The organism is Streptomyces sp. NBC_00273, assembly GCF_036178145.1.
GTDB lineage: Bacteria > Actinomycetota > Actinomycetes > Streptomycetales > Streptomycetaceae > Streptomyces.
In genome coordinates this window covers 1,106,580-1,121,061 of sequence record NZ_CP108067.1, presented here as the reverse complement: position 1 = coordinate 1,121,061, position 14,482 = coordinate 1,106,580, and the positions used below count along the sequence as shown (strand labels likewise).

Here is a 14,482-nt window from a genome sequence, read left to right as displayed (position 1 = left end):
AGCATGGCGATCACGTGGTCGAGCGCCGCCTCCGCGGCCGGTGTGCCGGGCAGCGTTTCGGGTGCGACGGCCTCGGTCCGGGCGGCAGCGGTCGCGGCGGCGGGCGGTCTGGCCGCGGCCGCGGCCCTGCACGCGGTCTGGACCCGCTCGCCCTGGCCGCTGAGCTCCCCGGCGGAGCTGGCCGAGGTCGTGGTGGGGACGGGAGAGGACGCGCTGCCGTCCGCCGCGGCGACGGCCGCGGTCGCCGGCCTGCTGGCGGCGGCCGCGGGACTGGTGCTGGCCGGTGCCCGGCCGGACTCGGCGCTGGGGCGCGCCCGGCTCGTCCGGGCCGGGCTGTGGACGGTCTCCGGCGTGCTCGCGGCGCGCGGGCTGGGCGGGCTGGTCATGTCGGGCCTGGACCTCCAGCACGCTCCCGCCCGGTACACGGCGATGGACCTCCGGTTGTACTCGCCGCTGTGCCTCGGCCTGTCCTCCCTGACCGGCTACGTCGCGGCACGCACCCGCGGAGGCCGTCGTTCGCCGAAGGCCCTTCGCCGGGTGGCGGCCGGGCAGCGGGGCGATGGACGCCGGAACGAAGGGCGGTAGGCCTCCGCTTCCGGACCGGGCCGGGGGCGGACCGGGGGCGGACCGGACCGGGGGCGGACCGGGCCGTGCGGGGCCCGGCCCGGGCGGGCGTACCGCTACAGGTCGGTAGCGATGATCTTCTCTATGTTGCGTTCGGCGAGCGCCGTGATGGTGACGAAGGGATTCACGCTCGCGTTGCCGGGGACGAGCGCGCCGTCGATCACGTACAGCCCGGTGTAGCCGTGCAGGCGACCGTAGTTGTCGGTGGCCTTGTTCAGGACCGCGCCGCCGAGCGGGTGGTAGGTGAGGGTGTCGTTCCAGATCTTGTTGCCGCCGAACAGGTCGGTGCGGTAGATCGTGCCCTCCTTCGAGTTGATCTTGTCGAAGATCGTCTTGGCCATGGAGACGGACGGCTGCTTCCAGGCGGTCTGCCAGCTCAGGTCGGCCGTGCCGGTCGCCGCGTTCCAGGTGAACTCGGCGCGGTTCGGGTTCTTGGTGATCGACAGGTAGAACGAGGCGTACGTCTCGATCCCGGTGGGGAGCGGTGCGACCTCGGCGAACGCGCCGCCCGCGTCCCAGTTGTCGATGCCGGAGCAGGGGATGGTCGACTGGAGCTTGCCGGTCGGGTCCCACAGGTGGTTGGCGCGGCCGCACATGACGTTGCCGTTCTCGCCCCAGCCCTTGCCGACCTCGCCGTTGAGGTTCGGCAGCGCTCCCGTGGCCTTCAGTTTGACCAGCAGCTTGCTGGTGCCGACGCTGCCGGCCGCGAAGAAGACCCGGTCCGCGGTCACCGTCTTGGTGGCCACGGTGTCGCCGGTGGTGTTGATCTGGTCGATGGCGACCGTGTAGCCGCCGCCCGCGGCCGGCGAGACCGAAGTGACCTTGTGCAGTGCGGAGATGGTGACCCTGCCGGTGGCCTTCGCCTGCGCGAGATAGGTCTGGACGAGCGACTTCTTGCCGGCGTTGTTGCCGTAGAGGATCTCGCCGGCCAGGGCCGACTTGGTGACGGTGCCGGCCGCCTCCTTCTTCATGTAGTCCCAGTCGTACACGTCGGGTACGAAGGTCCAGGCGAAGCCGGAGCGCTGGGCGTGCTTGCGGCCCACCCGGGAGAACTGGTAGCAGTCGGCGGTGTCGAACCAGGCCGGGTCGATCATGCCGACCCCGAGGCCGGCGTTGGCCCTCGGGTAGTAGGTGTCGTACATCTCGTCGGCGTCCACGGAGGGGAGGACGGCGGCGAAGTTCGCGCGCTTGGGCGTGACCGCCATGCCGCCGTTGACCAGTGAACCGCCGCCGACGCCGCGGCCCTGGTAGACCGTGATGCCGGCGAAGTCCTCGGCGTCCAGGATCCCGGTGTACTTGGGGACGTCCTTGTCGATGGGGAAGCCGAGGAAGTTGCTGAGCGGCGCCTTGGTCCGGGTGCGCAGCCAGAAGGACCGGTAGTCCGGGCTGGTCACCTTGGGGAAGATCTTGCCGTCCGGGCCCGGCGTGTCCCAGGACATGCCCATCTCGATCATCTGCACGTCCACGCCGGCCTGTGCCAGTCGCAGGGCCGCCACCGATCCGCCGTAGCCGGTGCCGATGATCAGGGCCGGTACGCGGGCACCGTCGGCGATCGTGGCTGATGGGGAGGCCGCCTGTGCCGGGGTGAGGTGACCCGCCAGGGCCATGGCGCCAATTATAGAACCTGTTCTACCGAGAAATCCGCGACGGGAGATTCCGTTCGAGCCTTTTCTGGGCAGCATGTTGTCGCTCATGTGACGTTCCTCACTCGTGGGGGAATGGGAACGAGTTCTACTGCTGGCTGCGTGTGAAGTCACTACATACGTCTAGGTAACTTTCGGTCGATCACGAGGCGGCGGAAGCCGGTTCCGGCCGCCGGACCCAGCCCCAGACCAGCAGTGACGCGACCGCCGCGAAGGCGCACCAGGTGGAGGCGAATTCCAGCCGCCACAGCGCTGAGCAGGCCAGCGCCCCCACCGCCAGCACCGCACCGAGGGTCCTGAGCCGCCGGTCGCCACCGAGCAACAGCGACCCCAGCGTGGCGAACAGGTAGCCCGCCAGCACCAGCGGCATCCACGGAACATTCACGCCGTAGCCGATGGTGTGGCCCCGGATCTCGGCGGTCACCGGCCGCGTCGCGAGGCAGTACGAGAGCACCGCGGCGGTGGCCAGGCCCGCGGCCAGCGGTGCCCACAGCCGGCGCCGGACCTCGGGCGCGGCCGCCAGCAGGACCCCGGCCGGCACCCAGAGCGCCAGCAGCGGCAGGGCGATCACCGCCCAGGCCGTGGCGGCCGGGGAGCAGCCGCCGCCCGTGCCCCACACCGCGACCAGCTGGTGCGCACCCAGCAGCAGCGGCAGCGCGGCGACGGGCAGGTCGCGGGCCCGTCGTACCCGCGCCAGGCACACGATCCCGACGGCGCAGACCACGGTGCCCGCCACCAGATCGGCCGTCGCGCTCCAGCACACGGGATCAGCCGGGCTCCTCACGGGGTTCGAGCGGCGGGGCCGACACCGCGCAGTACGTGTGGCACTGGGGGTGGCACGCCTCGGGCACGGGGGAGCGTACGGTCGCCCAGGCGAGGGCGGCGCCGGCCACGAACGCCCCGGTGCACCAGAGCATGGCCCGCCCGAAAGCGGCGTCGAACTGGGTCGCCGAGCGGTACGACTCCGGCCCCATTCCGGACAGCAGCGGCAGCGCCGCCACCGCGAGCAGCCCGGCCACGCGCGCCGCCGCGTTGTTGATGCCGCTGGCCAGGCCCGCCCGGCCGGGATCCACCGAGGCGAGCACCGTCGACGTCAGCGGGGCCACCAGGGCCACGAGGCCCATGCCCATGACGACCATCGCGGGCAGCACGTCCCGTACGTACGAGGCCGAAGGCCCCACCCGCAGCATCAGCAGCGTCCCCGCCGCACACAGCAGCGGCCCCACCGTGAGCGGGACGCGCGGCCCGATCCGCTCCCCGAGCTCACCCGAGCGCGCCGACAGGAGGAGCATGAGGAGGGTCGTCGGCAGCATCGCGGCTCCGGCGGCCAGCGCCGAGTAGCCGGACACCACCTGGAGCTGGAGCACGACGAGGAAGAAGAACCCGCCGATCGCCGCGTAGACGCACAGGGTGACGAGGTTGACGGCGGTGAACAGCCGGGACGCGAAGATGTCCGGCGGCACCATCGGATCGGGCCGCCGCCGCTCCACGTAGACGAAGGCGATACCCAGCAGGACCCCGAGCACCGCGGCGACGATCACCGCCGGCGCACCCGACCGGGCCTCGATCAGCGCGTAGGTGACCAGTCCCAGGGCGCTCGCGCCGAGTGCCGCCCCGGCCACGTCGAACCGCCCGTGCGCCTGCGGGTCCCGCGATTCCGGTACGTGCCGCAGGGCAACCGGCACGCACACCGCGGCCAGCGGCACGTTCAGCAGGAACACCCACCGCCAGCCCGGCCCGTCCACCAGCCAGCCGCCCAGGAACGGTCCCACGGCCGCGCCCACTCCGCCGAGCCCCGACCACAGGCCGATCGCCCGACCCCGGTCCTCGGCGCGGATCGACGCCTGGATCAGGGCCAGGGAGCCGGGCGCCAGCAGCGCCCCGCCGATGCCCTGCAGGGCCCGGGCGGCGATCAGCACCCCGGCGTTCGGCGCGATGCCGCACAGCAGCGAGCCGACCGCGAACCACACCACGCCGAGCACGAAGATCCGGCGCCGCCCGAAGCGGTCGCTCAGCGATCCGCCGACCAGGATCAGCCCGGCCAGGGTCAGCAGATAGGCGTTCACCGTCCACTGGAGCACGGCCAGATCGGCGTCGAGGTCCTCCCCGATGCGTGGCAGTGCCACGTTCACCACGGTCCCGTCCAGCATGGCCATGGTCGACCCGAGCACGGTGGTCAGCAGGATCCACCGGCCGCGTGCGGACGCGATCGGGACACCGGCTCCGGACGGCTCGGCGGGCGCAGTCATGTCTTCAGGCTGGCGCGCGCGGCCCATGCGGGCCACCGGGGCGGGCCGAGGACGGCCGAAAAGCCACCCTTGTAATGAGCATGACGCCTCGTTCACCATGACCCGCGCACGTCACGCGCACCCTTCCCGCACATCCCGCACACGGCGTACGAGGAGACAACACGTGGCCCAACGCGACAACCGGCCCCCACGAGCCTTGCGGCCCGCCAGGCCGGCAAGGCCCGCACGGTCCTTACGAACGGCGCTCGCCGCCCTCACCTCGGTCCTGCTCCTGCCGATCGGCGCGGGCGTCGCCGCGGCCGCGCCGGACCCCGGACCCGCCGCCCCGACGGCGGCCGAGCGCAAGATCGAGCCGCGGCTCCGCGCCCAGCTCGACGAGTCCGCCAAGGCGGCCTTCTGGGTCTACCTCGACAGCGCTGCCGACCTCACCGCCGCGGGGAAGCAGCAGACCCGCGCCGCCAAGGCCGAAACGGTTCTGCGGATCAAGAAGGACCACGCCGCGCGCAGCCAGGCCGAGGTCATCAAGGCCCTGCAGGGCGCCGGAGCCGAGTACACCTCGTACTGGATCGTGAACGCGGTGCGCGTCGTCGGCAGCCAGAAGCTCGCCGGAACCCTCGCCCAGCGCCCCGAGGTCGCCCGGATCGACGCCGACGACAAGGTCGACCTGCCCAAGCCCACCGAGGGCAAGCGGGAGAAGGCCGTCGCAGACGCCATCGAGTGGAACATCGACCGGATCAAGGCCCCGCAGGTCTGGGACCAGGTCGGCGTGCGCGGCGAGGGCATCGTCGTCGCCAACATCGACAGCGGCGTGGACTACACCCACCCGGCCGTGAACAACCAGTACCGCGGCAAGAAGGCGGACGGCACGTACGACCACGCCTACAACTGGTTCGACCCGGCGGGCGTGTGCACCACGGCGGCCCCCTGCGACAACAACGACCACGGCACCCACACCATGGGCACGATGGTCGGCGACGACGGCGGCGCCAACAAGATCGGCGTGGCCCCCGGCGCCAAGTGGATCGCGGCCAAGGGCTGCGAGTCGAACTCCTGCTCCGAGGCATCCCTCCTCGCCTCGGGCCAGTGGATCGTCGCTCCGACCGACTTGAACGGCCAGAACCCGCGCCCCGACCTCGCCCCGCACATCGTCAACAACTCCTGGGGCGGGAGCGGCGGCGACACCTGGTACCAGCAGATCGTCGACACCTGGCGGGCCGCCGGCATCTTCCCGGCCTTCTCCAACGGGAACGCCGGCCCGAGCTGCAACACCGCGGGCTCGCCCGGCGACTACGCCAGCTCCTACAGCTCCGGCGCCTTCGACATCAACAACGCGATCGCGTCCTTCTCCTCGCGCGGCGCGGGCCCCGGCGGCATCGTCAAGCCGAACATCGCCGCCCCCGGCGTGAACGTCCGCTCCTCCGTGCCCGGCGGCGGGTACGAGGCCTTCTCCGGCACCTCGATGGCCTCGCCGCACACCGCGGCCGCCATCGCGCTGCTCTGGTCCGCAGCGCCCGCCCTGGAGGGCGACATCGCGCAGACCGAGTCGCTCCTGGACGGCACCGCCCTGGACACCGACAGCAGCCAGTGCGGCGGCAACGCCGCCGACAACAACGTCTTCGGCGAGGGCCGGCTCGACGTCCTCGCCGCCGTGACCGCCGCCCCGCGCGGCGCCATCGGCTCGCTGGGCGGCACCGTACGCTCCGGCGACCAGCCCGTCGCGGGCGTGAAGATCACCGCCGACGGCCCGATCGACCGCACGACCACCACCGCGGCCGACGGCACCTACCGCTTCACCTCCCTCTCGGTCGGCGACTACGCCCTGACCGCCGCCAAGTTCGGTTACGGGCAGCAGACCGGGACGGCCACGGTCACCGAGAACGGCACCGCCACCGGCGACTTCACCCTCACCCAGGCGCCCTCCGGCAAGCTCACCGGCACCGTCTCCTCGGCCGCCGGCCCCGCGGCCGGCGCCTCCGTCACCATCGCGGACACCCCGGTGACCGCGACCGCCGACGCCCAGGGCCGCTTCGAGGTCACCCTGCCGCACGGCACGTACGACGTGAACGCCACCCACGCCTCCCGCTGCGTCACCGGCGGCACGGCGAAGGTCACCGTCGCCGGCGACGCCACCGTCGCAGTGAACCTGCCCGAACGCACCGACGGCTACGGCTACGCCTGCGCCGCCGCCGGCGACCGCCCGTACGTCGAGGGCACCCGCCAGCTCGCGCTCACCGGTGACAACACCACCGAGCGCGTCGACCTGCCCTTCCCGCTTCCCCTGTACGGCAAGACGTACGGCCAGGCCTGGATCGGCACCAACGGAACCGTCAGCTTCGGCGGGAACAACACCGGCGACATCAACGGGGACATCCCGAGCACGGCCACGCCCAACGCGGCCCTGTACCCGTTCTGGGACGACCTCGTCGTCGGCGCTCCGGGCAGCGGCTCCGGCGTCTTCACCGGCGTCACCGGCACCGCTCCGCACCGCAACTACGTGATCGAGTGGCGCCAGGTGTCCCACTGGTCGGCGCAGGCCGACAAGTTCTCCTTCTCGGCCACGATCGGCGAGGACGGCACCGTCTCCTACTCCTACAAGGGGACCGGCGGCACCGGCATCAAGGGCGGCTCCACGGCCACGGTCGGCGTGGAGAACGCGGCCGGCACCGACGCCTTCAAGTACTCCTTCAACACCGCGGTCATCACGGACGGCCTCTCCATCGCCTTCCGGACCACCAAGAGCGGCGTGGTGGCGGGCCGGGTGCTCGACGCCAACGACGGCAACGGCGTCGCGGGCGCCACGGTGACCGTCGGCACCGGTGACACGGCGGTGTCGGCGACCACGGCCGCGGACGGCGGATACGTCGTCCAGAGCCCGTCCGGCGCGCTCCCCGTCTCGCTGGCGGCTCCGCAGTACGAGTCCGCCACGGCGACGGTGAACGTGAAGGCCGCCGACGTCACGGCGGTGACCCAGTCCCTGCGCACCGGAAAGGTGACGGCGTCCAAGCCGTCCCTGGAGGTCGTCCTCCCGGCGAACCAGCAGCGGACGCGGACCCTGGAGCTGACCAACCCGGGCCTCGGCACGGAGTTCACGGTGTCCGAGGACGCGACCTGGCTGACCGCCACGCCGGCGACCGGCACCCTCGCGACCGGCGCGAAGGTCCCGGTCACCCTTTCGGTGGACACCACCGGACTGACCCCGGGCGCGGTCCTCACCGCCGACCTGAAGATCACCTCGGCGAGCGGCCGGACCCCGGTCCTCTCCGTCCCGGTCAAGGTCGTCGTCCCGCGCTACCAGGTCGGCCTGGACGCGGGATCCGGCTACACCACCACCGACGGCCTGGGCGACGCCTGGTCCCCGGACCGCAAGTACACGCCCGGCTCCTACGGCTACCAGGGCAACAGCACCGTGGAGGCCACCGGCCGCACCATCGCCGGCACGGACGAGCAGCGGCTGTTCCGCAACGCCCGTGAAGGCATGTACGAGTACCGCTTCGACAACGTGCCGAACGGTACCTACACGGTGGAGCTCGGCTTCGCGGAGCTCTCCTCCACCAAGCCCAACAAGCGCGTCTTCGACGTCCTGGCCGAGGGCACGCAGGTCCTTCCCTCCCTGGACATCTCCTTGGAGGCGGGCACCTACAAGGCCCTGACCCGTACGTACACGGTCACGGTCACGGACGGGGTCCTCAACGTCCGCTTCGTCACGCACAGCGGTTTCGGCAAGCCCCTGCTGAACACCCTGCGGGTGACCGACCGCCCGGACAAGAGCTAGCCCGGCCGGTAGGACACGGGGGCGGGGTGCCTGCGGGCGCCCCGCCCCTTCCTGCTGCTGCGGCGGCATTCGGGTGGCCGGAGCGCGGACTCCGCGGCGGCCTGCCGTCGGGCCGCCACCCGGCTCGTTAACGTGGGCGACCATGACCCCCCTGTGCGACCAGGCCACCGCCGTCCGGGCCCTCGTGGAGTCCGCCGACCCCGGGGCGGCGTGGGCCGTCGGCGGACCCGAGGGCCCCCTGGCGGGTTCGGACGGCGGGTACCCCGCCGACGCCGCCTTCGACGTGGACGGCCTCAGCGGCGTCCTCGCGCTCTGGCCGGTCATCGGCAGCCTCGTCGACGAGGGCGCGCTGCGGCTGCACACGCCGCTCGCCGCCTACGGGGACACGGCCGCCGAGGGCGTCCCCGCCGGGACCACCGCCCACCACCTCCTCACGCACCCGGGCGGGACCGCGGCCCTCACCCACCTCACCCGCCTCGCCGAGCAGCTCTCCGGCAGCACGCTCGCCGACCTCGCGGCCACCCGGGTCTGGCACCCCCTGGGCATGACGGGTACCCGCTTCGTCGACGGCACCCTCCGTGCGCCCCTCGCCGACCTCCTCCGCTTCCTGCGCCGCCTCCTGGATCCGGGGGACCCGGCGGACCCGACTGCCCCGGAGGGCATCAGCCGCGCCTGGACCACCGAGTCGCTCCGGATCCGCACCGGCGAACTCACCCCGGCCCGCGGCCTGCTCTGGGACCCCGCCCCGCACGGAGTCTGGACCCACCACGCCCCGCAGGACGGTGGCCCGGCCCTCTGGGTCTCCCCCCGCCACCACCGCTGGGCGGTCCTGCTGCCGACCGCCGGGCGGGGCGCGCCGCGCCATGCCTTCCGTGAGGCCGCCTTCGCGCCAACTGCCGCTGAATGACGGTCTGTTGTGTGAGATCCTGGAGGCCGTACCCAGGAGGTCACGGTCGTATGAAGAAGACCCGCCGGCGGGACCGGGACGTACCCGGGCCGTCTTCCCCGTGGGACGAGGTCGTACCGGGCCTGTGGATGGGCGGCCACTACTGGACCGATCCGGCCGGTGAGCTGTGCCCCGTCGTCGTGGCGGACGAGTTCGACCTCGTCATCAGCCTGTTCACCCGGACCGGCCACGGCCCGGGACCACGCGCCGAGCACGTCGTGGGGGAGATCCCGGACGCCGAGCTCACCGCCGACCAGCTCCACACCGTGCAGCGCCTCGCCGGCACCGCGGGACTGGCCCTCGACTCGGGCCTCACCACGCTGGTCCGCTGCCACTCGGGCTACAACAGGTCCGGCCTCGTCATCGCCCAGTGCCTCGTCGACCGGGGACTGACACCCGCCGAGGCCGTCGCCCGTGTGCGCCGCGGCCGCTCGCCGTGGGCCCTGAACAACGAGACCTTCACCTCCTACCTCACCGCCGGGCTGGACGTCGCGGCGCTGCTGGTCGGGTTGGACCCCTGACGCGGTCCTCGGGGCGCGGAGTGCACAGGTGGGACGTACGGTGATGCCGTTGTCGCCGAGTGTTGTCGCTCCCGCCGCGGAGGTACACGGATGCGTACGGTCCAAGGGGCCGCCCTCGACGGGCTCCGAGCCCGGGTACGGGCCCTCGCCGCCCGGCGCCGCCCCGAGCGGGCCGGTCGGTCACCCCGCGGTGGGGCACCGCTCGCGGACCGCGGGCCCGCCGTGCCGGGGCCGGGCGCGCAATCCCCCGGCCGGCGGACGTCCGCAAGGCAATCGTTGCGGTACGCGGCTTCCGCCCCGGCCCCCGCCCCGTCCCCGGAAACCGCCGCCCGGGCGGCCCTCGCCGGCTTCGGCGTCCTGCTGCGCGCCCTGGCCCGGCCCCGCCCCGGCGAGGTGCGCACCTCCGCCGCCGCGCTGCGGGCCCTGCGCGCACGGCGCGGGGACGCGCCCGCCCTGGTCCGCACCCGCTCCGGGCGGACCGTCCTCGTCCTCCTCGACCCGCAGGACCTGCGCCGCTTCTACGCCGAACCCGTCAGCGTCCTCGCGGCGGCCCTGCCGGACAAGTGCCGGAGCCTGGACCCCGGAGAACCCGCCGACGCAGGCTGCGCCCGTGGCGAGCCCGGTGCGCAGCGGCGCGAGGTCAGCGCCGAGGTGCTGGCCACGGGCCGGCCCGTGCACCCCTCCTACGTGCCCTTCCTCGCGGCCCTCGCCGAGGAGGCCCGGCACTTGACCGGCTCCGCGCCCGCTTCCGCCCCAACCGTTGTCACCCTCGACCTCGCCCGCGCCCGGTACGCCGTGCACCGCGCCGCCCGGCGGATCGTGCTCGGCGACGCGGCAGCCGCGGACGAGCAGCTGAGCGGATGGCTCACCCAGCTGCGCGCCGAGGGCAGGGGAGCGCGCGGCGGCCGGGTGCGCGCCGCCCGCTCCGTACACGACAAGGCCCGCGCCCGCATCGAGGAGTACGTCGCCCGGGCCGACGGCGACACCCTCGTCGGTCGGGCCGCCCGCCACGCCGATCCGACCGGAACCCCGGACCCCGTCGGTCAGGCCCAGCACTGGTTGCTGGCCATGGACGCCGTCCCGGACACGTTGTTGCGCACCCTGCTCCTGCTCGGGGCGCATCCCGCGGAGCAGGACCTGGCCGTGGCCGAGGCAGCCGCCGAAGTCGCCGCCGGTGCGGAGCGGGGCGAACTGCCCCGGCTGCGGGCCTGCGTCCGGGAGTCCCTGCGGCTGTACCCGGTGGTGTCCGACCTGATCCGCGTCACCCGCGCCGAGACCGAATGGCGGGGCGTGCGCTACCCGGCCGGTACCTCGGTGCTGGTGCCCGCCGCGTTCCACCAGCGCGACCCCGAACGGGTCCCGGCCGCGCACGTGTTCGTGCCCGGCCGGTGGAAGAACCCGGGTGCGGACCAGGACATCCGGATGGCGCCCTTCAGCCACGGCGGCGGCCGCTGCCCGGGCGACCAGCTCGGCCTGATGGCCACCGCCGCGCTCTGTGCCGAGGTGCTGCGCGGCCATCGGGTGACGGGCATCCGGCCGGTGCTGGACCCAGTGGGACCGCTGCCCGCGACGCTCGATCCGCAGGGCATCCGGCTCAGGCTCACCCGCCGCTGAGGGTGCCGCGGCTCCCGTCCCGGTCCCCGTTCGCGCCCGACGTCGTTCGCTCCCGTCGGACCTTGTTGGATCCTGCTCGACTCCGTCCGACCCCGTCCGTCCCTGCTCGACCCCGTCCGTCCCCGAGCCCCTGCCGAACCCCACGAGGATCACATGCCCGACGCCGCGACCTCCGCGTCCACCGCCCCGGACATCGACCTGCTCGACGCCCCGTGCCGCGCCCTCGCCGAGGCTGCCGACGCGGTCGGCGAGGCCGCCCGCTACGCCTCCGGCATGGCCTTCGGAGCCCGGCTGCCCACGGCCGCCCTCGCACGGGGCGGCCGTACCCGGCTCGGCTGGCGCACCCTGCTGCGTACGCTCACCGACCCGTCGGGCCTCGGCTGGGCCCCGCGGGGCCGGGGCGTGGCCCGGGCCGGGCGGCTCGCCGGAATCCTTGCGGGCCGGGAGAACCTCGCGATCAGCATCGCCGTCTGTGGGTTGAAGGCCCGGATCCGGGCCGCGAGTGCCGGCCACCCCGAACTGTTCGACGATCCCGGCGCGGCCGCGGTCCTGGGAGCCGTCCGAGCGGGCCGCCAGGGCGAGGCCGTCCGGCTGTTCCGCGCCATCATGCGCGAGCGCGGCGCCGAGCACGCCTTCGCGCTGCTCGCCCCGTCCTTCGCCGACATCCTCGCCTGGCACGCACTGACCGACGCGAACCCCTTCAACGACCACGCCGGTTGGCAGGTCGCCACCGGCCGGGCCGAGACCGCCGAACCGGCCCTCGGGCTCGGCGCCGCCTTCTGGGCCTTCTGCGACCGAGGCACGGGTCTGCCCGAAGGGCCGGCCGCGACGGGGGCCGCGCCCACCCGGGGCCCGGCCCGCCGCCGGGTCACGGCCCGGCCGCCCCGGCCGGCGCCGCTGCCGCCGGACGGCGGCCTGAGCGGCCACGCCGCCGCACTGCGTACGCACGCGTTCCGGCTGTACGGGGTGGCCGGAACGCGGGAGTGGCACGGTCCGGAGACCGAGGCCCTGCGGGCCGAGGTCACCAGGCTCGCCGCGCGCTGCGCCACGGCTGCGGGCGGGCTCGCGCTGGCCGCAGCCCAGCTACAGGACCAGTGACAGCAGCAGCACGAGACCCAGGCCGACCACCGAGATGATGGTCTCCATCACCGACCACGTCTTCAGGGTCTGACCGACGGTCATCCCGAAGTACTCCTTGACCAGCCAGAAGCCGGCGTCGTTGACATGGCTGAAGAACAGCGAGCCGGCCCCGATGGCCAGGACCAGCAGTGCGGTCCCGGTCGTGGACATGTCCGCCGCGAGCGGGGCCACCAGCCCGGCCGCCGAAATGGTGGCCACCGTCGCCGAGCCGGTGGCCAGGCGGATGGCCACGGCGATCAGCCAGGCCAGCAACAGGGTCGGCACGGCCCAGTCCTTGGACACGTCCAGGATCATCTGGCCCACGCCCACGTCGATCAGCGTCTGCTTGAAGCCGCCGCCGGCGCCCACGATCAGGAGGATGCCCGCGATCGGGGCCAGGGACTTGTCCACCGTGGCCGAGATCCGCGTCCGGGTGAAGCCGGCCGCCCGGCCGAGCGTGAACATGCCCACCAGGACGGCCGCGAGCAGCGCGATCATCGGCGAGCCCGCGACATCGGTCACGCGCTGCACCGGGCTGGCGGGGTCGTCGACCACGATGTCGACGAGGGCCTTGACGAGCATCAGCGCCACCGGGAGCAGCACGGTGAACACCGTGGCCCCGAACCGGGGGCGGTGCTCCAACTCGGCCGAGGGGCGCGCCGCGATCATGTGCTCCGGCGCCGGGATGTCCACCCAGCGCGCCGCGTAACGGGAGAACAACGGCCCGGCGATGATCACGGTCGGGATCGCCACGAGCACTCCGAGCCCGAGGGTGACCCCGAGGTTCGCGTGGAGCGCGTCGATGGCGACGAGCGGTCCGGGGTGCGGCGGGACCAGCCCGTGCATCACCGACAGGCCGGCCAGCGCCGGGATGCCGATGCGCATCAGCGAGTAGTTCCCCCGCTTGGCGACCAGCAGCACCACCGGGATCAGCAGCACGATGCCGACCTCGAAGAAGAGCGGCAGCCCGATCACCGAGGCGATCAGCACCATCGCCCACGGCATGGCCCGACCCTGGGCACGGGCGAGGATCGTGTCCACGATCTCGTCCGCGCCGCCCGAGTCCGCGAGCAGCTTGCCGAGGATCGCGCCGAGCGCGATCAGTACGCCGACGCCCGCGACCGTGGCGCCGAGTCCGGCGGTGAAGCTGGCGATCGTCTTGGCGGGCGGTGCGCCGGCGAAGACCCCGAGGGCCAGCGAGCCGACCGTCAGCGCCAGGAACGCGTGCAGTTTGAAGCGGGTGATGAGCAGGACGATGACGGCTATGCCCGCCAGGACGGCTATCCCCAGCTGGGTGTTCCCGGCCGAGGTGATCGGTCCGGTGGCGGCCGCTGCCAGAGTCTCGACGTGGAGACCGGTCACGGTGGGGATTCCTCAGTTCTCTTGTGCGGGGAGTCGGCGCAGAGCGGCCAGCGCCCGCTCGGTGATGTCTTCCGGGGACCCGGACACGTCGACGACGACGCCGAGTTCGTCGTCCTGGAGCGGCTCCAGCGCGGCGAACTGCGAGTCCAGCAGGGTGGTGGGCATGAAATGGCCCTTGCGCTCCGCCATGCGCTTCTCGATCAGCGGGCGCTCACCGGAGAGGTGGACGAAGACGGCCCCGGGGGCCGCGGCGCGCAGCCGGTCACGGTAGGCGCGCTTGAGGCAGGAGGCGGCGATCACACCGCCGCGCAGATCGGCCCGGTTGCGGATCCACTCGCCGATGGCGTCGAGCCACGGCCACCGGTCCGCGTCGTCCAGCGGGATGCCGGCCGACATCTTGGCGACGTTGGCCGCCGGGTGGAAGGCGTCGCCCTCCGCGTACGGAATGCCGAGGGCCTCGGCGAGCAGTTGCCCCACGGTCGTCTTGCCCGTACCGGCCACGCCCATCACCACAATGACGCGCTGGGTGCTCACGCCTACCTCGCTGTCCTCGTCGACATCGGTTCGTGTGGCACCACTGAAGCGCATTAAGTACTACGTATTCAAGCCTCAGGTCGGAAACGTCACATCTT

At 73.2% G+C, this 14,482-nt stretch carries 11 protein-coding genes; 6 read left to right on the top strand and 5 right to left on the bottom strand.

Annotation, left to right across the window (positions count from 1 at the left end):
- Positions 1 to 3 precede the first annotated feature (3 nt).
- Entirely contained in the window at positions 4 to 585 is a 582-nt protein-coding gene (locus OG386_RS04680; protein ID WP_328786880.1) for a DUF3995 domain-containing protein, read from the top strand.
- 95 nt (positions 586 to 680) lie between these two features.
- Here OG386_RS04680 and OG386_RS04675 read toward each other — a convergent pair whose 3' ends face one another.
- The 3 genes from OG386_RS04675 to OG386_RS04665 all read right to left on the bottom strand — a co-directional run bounded on the left by OG386_RS04675 (position 681) and on the right by OG386_RS04665 (position 4,516).
- Positions 681 to 2,318 (bottom strand): GMC oxidoreductase, encoded by a 1,638-nt coding sequence (locus OG386_RS04675; RefSeq protein ID WP_328786879.1) that lies wholly within the window; start codon positions 2,316 to 2,318, stop codon positions 681 to 683.
- 91 nt (positions 2,319 to 2,409) lie between these two features.
- Positions 2,410 to 3,030, bottom strand: a complete 621-nt coding sequence (locus OG386_RS04670; protein WP_328786878.1) for a DUF6629 family protein — start codon at positions 3,028 to 3,030, stop codon at positions 2,410 to 2,412.
- A 4-nt stretch (positions 3,031 to 3,034) separates the two neighbouring features.
- The gene (locus OG386_RS04665) at positions 3,035 to 4,516 is read right to left on the bottom strand and encodes an MFS transporter (protein ID WP_328786877.1); all 1,482 of its coding nucleotides are present in this window, start codon (positions 4,514 to 4,516) and stop codon (positions 3,035 to 3,037) included.
- Positions 4,517 to 4,679: 163 nt separating this feature from the next.
- Between OG386_RS04665 and OG386_RS04660 the strand changes: the two genes are divergently transcribed.
- The 5 genes from OG386_RS04660 to OG386_RS04640 all read left to right on the top strand — a co-directional run bounded on the left by OG386_RS04660 (position 4,680) and on the right by OG386_RS04640 (position 12,467).
- On the top strand, positions 4,680 to 8,288 hold the full coding sequence (locus OG386_RS04660; RefSeq protein WP_328786876.1) for a S8 family serine peptidase: 3,609 nt from the start codon (positions 4,680 to 4,682) through the stop codon (positions 8,286 to 8,288).
- Positions 8,289 to 8,430: 142 nt separating this feature from the next.
- Positions 8,431 to 9,195, top strand: a complete 765-nt coding sequence (locus OG386_RS04655; protein WP_328786875.1) for a hypothetical protein — start codon at positions 8,431 to 8,433, stop codon at positions 9,193 to 9,195.
- A gap of 50 nt (positions 9,196 to 9,245) precedes the next feature.
- Positions 9,246 to 9,755, top strand: a complete 510-nt coding sequence (locus OG386_RS04650) for a protein-tyrosine phosphatase family protein (protein WP_328786874.1) — start codon at positions 9,246 to 9,248, stop codon at positions 9,753 to 9,755.
- Positions 9,756 to 9,845: 90 nt separating this feature from the next.
- Complete coding sequence (locus OG386_RS04645) at positions 9,846 to 11,369, top strand: cytochrome P450 (protein WP_328786873.1); 1,524 nt, start codon at positions 9,846 to 9,848, stop codon at positions 11,367 to 11,369.
- 153 nt (positions 11,370 to 11,522) lie between these two features.
- Positions 11,523 to 12,467: a hypothetical protein gene (locus OG386_RS04640; RefSeq protein ID WP_328786872.1), complete on the top strand. Its 945-nt coding sequence runs from the start codon at positions 11,523 to 11,525 to the stop codon at positions 12,465 to 12,467.
- Here the strand turns inward: OG386_RS04640 and OG386_RS04635 are convergent.
- Together OG386_RS04635 and OG386_RS04630 are read right to left on the bottom strand one after the other, a co-directional pair.
- The gene (locus OG386_RS04635) at positions 12,453 to 13,850 is read right to left on the bottom strand and encodes a GntT/GntP/DsdX family permease (protein WP_328786871.1); all 1,398 of its coding nucleotides are present in this window, start codon (positions 13,848 to 13,850) and stop codon (positions 12,453 to 12,455) included. The two genes, OG386_RS04640 and OG386_RS04635, sit on opposite strands and share 15 nt — an antisense overlap.
- Before the next feature lie 12 nt (positions 13,851 to 13,862).
- Positions 13,863 to 14,384 (bottom strand): gluconokinase, encoded by a 522-nt coding sequence (locus OG386_RS04630; protein WP_266607722.1) that lies wholly within the window; start codon positions 14,382 to 14,384, stop codon positions 13,863 to 13,865.
- Positions 14,385 to 14,482 lie beyond the last annotated feature (98 nt).

Excerpts from the sequence above, each read along its gene's own strand:
- OG386_RS04640 (WP_328786872.1), top strand. The coding sequence starts at position 11,523 with ATGCCCGACGCCGCGACCTCCGCGTCCACCGCCCCGGACATCGACCTG.
- OG386_RS04680 (WP_328786880.1), top strand. The coding sequence starts at position 4 with ATGGCGATCACGTGGTCGAGCGCCGCCTCCGCGGCCGGTGTGCCGGGC.
- OG386_RS04645 (WP_328786873.1), top strand. The coding sequence starts at position 9,846 with ATGCGTACGGTCCAAGGGGCCGCCCTCGACGGGCTCCGAGCCCGGGTA.
- OG386_RS04655 (WP_328786875.1), top strand. The coding sequence starts at position 8,431 with ATGACCCCCCTGTGCGACCAGGCCACCGCCGTCCGGGCCCTCGTGGAG.
- OG386_RS04650 (WP_328786874.1), top strand. The coding sequence starts at position 9,246 with ATGAAGAAGACCCGCCGGCGGGACCGGGACGTACCCGGGCCGTCTTCC.
- OG386_RS04665 (WP_328786877.1), bottom strand. The coding sequence starts at position 4,516 with ATGACTGCGCCCGCCGAGCCGTCCGGAGCCGGTGTCCCGATCGCGTCC.
- OG386_RS04675 (WP_328786879.1), bottom strand. The coding sequence starts at position 2,318 with ATGAGCGACAACATGCTGCCCAGAAAAGGCTCGAACGGAATCTCCCGT.